Consider the following 5,238-nt stretch of genomic DNA (forward strand, 5'->3'; position numbering starts at 1 on the left):
TCGACCCCGACAGCGCACGGGCGGTTGAAGTGCTGCGCGGCTTCCGCTCGCGCGGGTACCGGCGCAGCACGGGCTGCGGGCCCGGGCTGCCGGATCTGCGGCGGCCGGGGCCGGGCGGGTGTCGCTCCGGATGCGCCCGCGGGTCTATGCCTCCGAGGTCCGCTGCCACGGGCGGCACAGTCCCACGAAGCACCCCACGGCGAGCAGCGCGCACACCAGCTGGACGACGGCCATCGGGACCGCGGTGGCCTCGCCCGCGATGCCGACCAGCGGCGAGGCGATCGCACCGACCAGGAACGAGGTCGTGCCGAGCAGCGCGGAAGCGGAGCCCGCCGCGTGGGGGGTGCGCATCAGGGCCTGGGTGTTGGTGCTGGGCATGATCAGACCCATCGCCGACATGAGCACGAACAGAGCGGCGGCCACCGGCCACAGTCCGACCTCCCCGAACACCCCGCTCGTCATCAGCAGCAGGGCGACGGCGGCGAGGGTGACGACGGCGAGGCCGAAGGCCAGCACCTTGTCGAGGCGGACCCGGCCCACCAGGATCTTGCCGTTGATCTGGCCGACGACGATCAGGCCGACGGAGTTGACGCCGAAGAGCAGGCTGAAGGTCTGCGCGGACGCGCCGTAGATCTCCTGCACGACGAACGGCGAGGCGCTGATGTACGCGAAGAGGACGGCGAAGGCGAGACCGCCGGTGATCATGTAGCCGGTGAAGACGCGGTCGGCGAGGAGCCCCTTCATGGTGCGCAGGGCCTCCCCGACACCGCCGGTGTGCCGCCGCTCCTGCGGCAGGGTCTCGTGCAGCCACTTCCACACCACGAGGGTGAGCAGGACGCCCACGCCCGTCAGTACGTAGAAGATGCCGCGCCAGTCGGTCAGCCGGAGCACCTGCCCGCCGATGACGGGCGCGATGACCGGGGCGACGCCGGAGATCAGCATCAGGGTGGAGAAGAACCTCGCCATCTCCACGCCGTCGTACATGTCACGGACCACGGCCCGGGCGATGACGATTCCGGCGGCGCCCGCCAGGCCCTGCAACAGGCGGAAGGCGATGAGGAGTTCGGCGTTCGGCGCGAGCGCGCAGATGGCGGTCGCGAGGACGTACACGACCATGCCGACGAGCAGCGGGCGCCGCCGCCCGAGCTTGTCGCTGAGCGGGCCGACGACGAGCTGGCCGAGCGCCATGCCGGCGAGGCAGGCGGTCAGGGTGAGCTGGACGGTCGCGGCGGGCGAGCTGAGCGCCTTGGTGACCTCGGGCAGCGCCGGGAGGTACATGTCCATGGACAGCGGCGGCAGCGCGGTGAGCCCGCCGAGGACGAGCGTGACGAGAAGGCTGGTGCGGCGGACTGCGGTGGAGGCGGGTGCGGCTGCTGCTGCCGCCGTCGCCGACTCGGCCGCGGCGGAGGCTTCCGCGCCCGCCGAGGGTATGTGGTCCTGTCCTGCTCCCGCTGCTGCTGTCCTGCTGCCGCTGTCCGGCATCATCACTCCCACTTTGTTGAATACCGACCTATGCTCTCAGCTCGTCCGGAGTGGTAGGAACTGGCTTTCCGTGCGGGAGCGGCGGGAGCGAAGGGCGGGGCGGATGAGCAGCGGATCCATACGCTGGGGAGTACTGGCCACGGGCGCGATCGCCTCGGCGTTCACCGCCGAGCTGAAGAAGATGCCGGACGCGGAGGTCGTCGCGGTCGCGTCCCGTACGCCGGAACGCGCGAAGGCCTTCGCGGAGCAGTTCGGCATCCCCCGTCCGTACGGGAGTGGGGCGGAGCTGGCCGCCGACGACGACATCGACGTCGTCTACGTGGCCGGACCTCACTCGGCGCACCGGGCGGCAGCCGGGATGTGCCTGGAGGCGGGCCGCGCGGTCCTCTGCGAGAAGTCCTTCACCCTGAACGCCCCCGAGGCGGCGGAGCTGATCGCCCTCGCCGCCACCCACGACCGCTTCCTGATGGAAGCGATGTGGATGTACTGCAACCCCCTGATCCAGCGGCTGGCCGCGCTCGTCAAGGACGGCGCGATCGGCGAGGTCAGGACGGTCCAGGCCGACTTCGGCATCCCCGGCCCCTTCGCCGCCGGCCACCGGCTGCGCGACCCCGCCCAGGGCGGCGGCGCCGTGCTCGACCTGGGCGTCTACCCGGTGTCGTTCGCGCACCTGCTCCTGGGCGAGCCCGGCTCCGTGCAGGCGACGGCCCACCTCTCCCCCGAGGGCGTCGACCTGAACACCGGCATCCTGCTCGGCTGGCCGGACTCGGGTGCGCTGGCGACCCTGTCCTGCTCGGTCACCGCCGCAACCCCGGTCGTCGCGTCCGTCACCGGCACGAAGGGCCGCATCGAGGTTCCGCACGGCTTCTTCTTCCCGGAGCGCTTCACGCTGCACCGCGACGGCCACGACCCCCAGGAGGTCGTCGCCGCCGGCGGCGTCCCGCACGACAGCCTGCGCCACGAGGCGGCCGAGGTGATGCGCTGCCTGCGCGCGGGCGAGAAGGAGTCCCCGCTCGTGCCGCTGGACGGCAGCCTGGCGGTGATGCGGACGCTGGACGCGGTACGGGAGCGGATCGGTGTCCGCTATCCGCAGGAGCGGTGAGCGGCATGGGCCGGTGCGTGGGTGCTGGTCACGCCCGAAGCCCATCCCCGAGGAACGGCCCCAGCTTGTCGCGTACACGTCCACCACATGGCGGACAGATGAGTTCCTGTGCGGCGGGTGTGACTACCCTCCCTGCCCATGAGCACTCAGAAGATCGCGGTGGTGACAGGGGCGGGCTCCGGCATCGGCCGGGCGGTGGCGGTGGAGCTGGCCGCGTCCGGCTGGTCGGTGGCGCTGGCGGGCCGCCGCGCGGAGCCCCTCGCGGAGACGGCGGAACTGGCGGGCGCCGACACACTGGCCGTCCCGACGGACGTCGCGGACCCCGAGGCGGTGACGGCGCTCTTCACGGCGGTACGGGAGCGGTACGGGCGCCTGGACCTGCTCTTCAACAACGCGGGAACGTTCGGCCCCGGCTCCACCCCCACCGAGCAACTCGCCTACTGCGACTGGCAGTCGGTGGTCCAGGTGAACGTCACCGGCGCGTTTCTCTGCGCGCAGGCGGCGTACCGCCAGATGAAGGAGCAGTCCCCGCAGGGCGGCCGGATCATCAACAACGGCTCGATCTCGGCCCACGCGCCACGCCCGCACTCGGTCGCCTACACGACCACCAAGCACGCGATGACGGGCCTGACCAAGTCACTCTCCCTGGACGGCCGCCCGTACCGGATCGCGGTGAGCCAGATCGACATCGGCAACGCGGCGACGGACATGACGGAACGCATGCGGACGGGAATCCTCCAGGCCAACGGCCGGTTGGCGGTGGAGCCCGTGATGGACGTACGGGAGGTGGCCACGACGGTCCGGCACATGGCGGACCTCCCCCTGGAGGCGAACGTGCAGTTCGCGACGGTCATGGCGACGGCGATGCCGTACGTGGGGCGGGGGTAGGGCGATCACGGCGCGGGCGGCCACCAGGGCGTGCGGTCCGCGCGGACGGCCACCAGGGCGTGCGGTCCGCGCCGGCGGGCCACAGGTGAGCACGTCAGGGGCGCGGGGGACTGGACGGCCGGCCACGACGCACCCGCACGATGTCCCAACACCAGCCCCCCGCCCCGGGAATGCGCCCCGCCCCCCGGCAGTTGCTTGCAGCATGACTGCGAAGACCAGCCCCGAAATCCTCCGCTACACCGCCTTCTCCGCCGACCCCGCCGGCGGCAATCCCGCCGGAGTCGTACTGGACGCGTCCGCCCTCACCGACGCCGGCATGCTCGCCATCGCCGCCGACCTCGGCTACAGCGAAACCGCGTTCCTGATCCCGGCCGACGGCCGGCACACCTACACCGTCCGCTACTTCAGCCCCAAGGCCGAAGTCCCCTTCTGCGGCCACGCCACCGTCGCGACCGCCGTCGCACTGGGTGAGCGTCTCGGCCCGGTCGACCTCACCTTCGAGACGAAGGCCGGCACGGTCCCGGTGGCCGTCACCACGGCTCCCGGCAGCACCCCCCGCGCCGTCCTCACCAGCGTCGAGCCCCACACCGAGCCCGCCCCGGAGGCGGACGTCGCCGAAGCCCTGGCCGCCCTCGACTGGGCCGCCGCCGACCTGGACCCCGCCATCCCGCCCCGGATCGCCTACGCAGGCGCCCGCCACCTCGTCCTGGCCGCGGCCACCCGCGCCCGCCTGGCCGACCTGTCGTACGACTTCGAGCGCCTGGCAGCGCTCATGCACCGCCTCGACCTGACCACGGTCCAGCTCGTGCACCGCACCTCGGACACGGTCTTCCACGTCCGCAACCCGTTCCCGGTCGGCGGCGTGGTCGAGGACCCGGCGACGGGCGCCGCGGCAGCCGCCTTCGGCGCGTACGCGCGCGAACTGGGCCTGGTGGCCGCCGACTCGACCCTCACCCTCCACCAGGGCGACGACCTGGGCCGCCCCGGCGTCCTCACCGTCGAGCTCCGCGCGGGCGACTCCCGCGTCCGGGTCGGCGGCACGGGAGCCCGCATCACCGGCCCGGCCGTCTGAGCGCCTACGCCTGCCCCGTCTCGAAGCGCGACACCTTCCCGCCGTCCACCACGAACCGCCACGCGGTCCGCATCGAGCCCCAGGTGTCGTTCCGGTAGTCGACGACGAGCGCGAGCCCGTCGTCCGACGCCGACTCGATGTCCATGTGTCCGCCCGAGGAGAAGATCTCCTTGTCGGTCCACTCCTCGACGTTCCGGTCCGTACCGTCGTCGGACATGGTCGCGCCGGGCGTGAGCAGCGCGTGGAAAGCGGCCCTGTCACCGTTGTTCACGGCGGTGACGAAGGCCTGCACGGTGGGTTCGCTGAGCTGGTCGACAGGTACGGCCATGGCGCTGCTCTCCTCGCTGTGGGGCCCGGGCTGCTCCCGGGCCTCCCAGCCTGCCCCGCCCCGCACCGCCCCGCACATCGGCGACCACCCTCACCTGGGCGCCGGGTGGGCGCGCCCATGATCTGAAGTGGCCTCTGACCAGGGGGAACGCTTTTCCGTCCAACTATGCACTCGATGTATACACGTCGTGTACAGTCCTGCGCATGTCCACCACCGACCGTCCGGACCGGCCCACCACGGAGATACGACGATGAGCAAGACCCCCGCAGGTTCCCTCCTCACCGCCACCGGCCTGCACAAGGCGTACGGCACGACCCCCGCCCTCGACGGCGCGGACTTCTCCATCCACCCCGGCGAGGTCGTCGC

Annotated in this window: 5 protein-coding genes and 1 pseudogene; 4 read left to right on the plus strand and 2 right to left on the minus strand. The window is 72.2% G+C overall.

Features of this window, described 5'->3' with window-relative positions:
- Nucleotides 1–144 precede the first annotated feature (144 nt).
- Nucleotides 145–1,482 carry a Bcr/CflA family multidrug efflux MFS transporter gene (locus ACWGIG_RS36635; RefSeq protein WP_453326044.1) on the minus strand — a complete coding sequence of 446 codons (1,338 nt, stop codon included), beginning with the start codon at nucleotides 1,480–1,482 and terminating at the stop codon, nucleotides 145–147.
- Between the two features lie 103 nt (nucleotides 1,483–1,585).
- Here ACWGIG_RS36635 and ACWGIG_RS36640 point away from each other — a divergent pair, with 103 nt between their 5' ends.
- The 3 genes from ACWGIG_RS36640 to ACWGIG_RS36650 all read left to right on the plus strand — a co-directional run bounded on the left by ACWGIG_RS36640 (nucleotide 1,586) and on the right by ACWGIG_RS36650 (nucleotide 4,544).
- Entirely contained in the window at nucleotides 1,586–2,584 is a 999-nt protein-coding gene (locus tag ACWGIG_RS36640) for a Gfo/Idh/MocA family protein (protein WP_453326040.1), read from the plus strand.
- A gap of 138 nt (nucleotides 2,585–2,722) precedes the next feature.
- Complete coding sequence (locus tag ACWGIG_RS36645; protein WP_453326041.1) at nucleotides 2,723–3,472, plus strand: SDR family oxidoreductase; 750 nt, start codon at nucleotides 2,723–2,725, stop codon at nucleotides 3,470–3,472.
- Between the two features lie 202 nt (nucleotides 3,473–3,674).
- Nucleotides 3,675–4,544: a PhzF family phenazine biosynthesis protein gene (locus ACWGIG_RS36650; RefSeq protein ID WP_453326042.1), complete on the plus strand. Its 870-nt coding sequence runs from the start codon at nucleotides 3,675–3,677 to the stop codon at nucleotides 4,542–4,544.
- 4 nt (nucleotides 4,545–4,548) lie between these two features.
- Here ACWGIG_RS36650 and ACWGIG_RS36655 read toward each other — a convergent pair whose 3' ends face one another.
- On the minus strand, nucleotides 4,549–4,872 hold the full coding sequence (locus ACWGIG_RS36655; protein ID WP_453326043.1) for a nuclear transport factor 2 family protein: 324 nt from the start codon (nucleotides 4,870–4,872) through the stop codon (nucleotides 4,549–4,551).
- A gap of 250 nt (nucleotides 4,873–5,122) precedes the next feature.
- On the opposite strand from ACWGIG_RS36655, the pseudogene ACWGIG_RS36660 reads away from it, so the two are divergent.
- A pseudogene (locus ACWGIG_RS36660) lies at nucleotides 5,123–5,238 on the plus strand (ABC transporter ATP-binding protein); the annotation flags it as partial.

This window comes from Streptomyces sp. NPDC054863 (genome assembly GCF_053610825.1).

What these genes read in the sequence shown, in the direction of transcription:
- ACWGIG_RS36645 (WP_453326041.1), top strand. Translation starts at nt 2,723, where the DNA reads ATGAGCACTCAGAAGATCGCGGTGGTGACAGGGGCGGGCTCCGGCATC.
- ACWGIG_RS36635 (WP_453326044.1), bottom strand. Translation starts at nt 1,482, where the DNA reads ATGCCGGACAGCGGCAGCAGGACAGCAGCAGCGGGAGCAGGACAGGAC.
- ACWGIG_RS36640 (WP_453326040.1), top strand. Translation starts at nt 1,586, where the DNA reads ATGAGCAGCGGATCCATACGCTGGGGAGTACTGGCCACGGGCGCGATC.
- ACWGIG_RS36650 (WP_453326042.1), top strand. Translation starts at nt 3,675, where the DNA reads ATGACTGCGAAGACCAGCCCCGAAATCCTCCGCTACACCGCCTTCTCC.
- ACWGIG_RS36655 (WP_453326043.1), bottom strand. Translation starts at nt 4,872, where the DNA reads ATGGCCGTACCTGTCGACCAGCTCAGCGAACCCACCGTGCAGGCCTTC.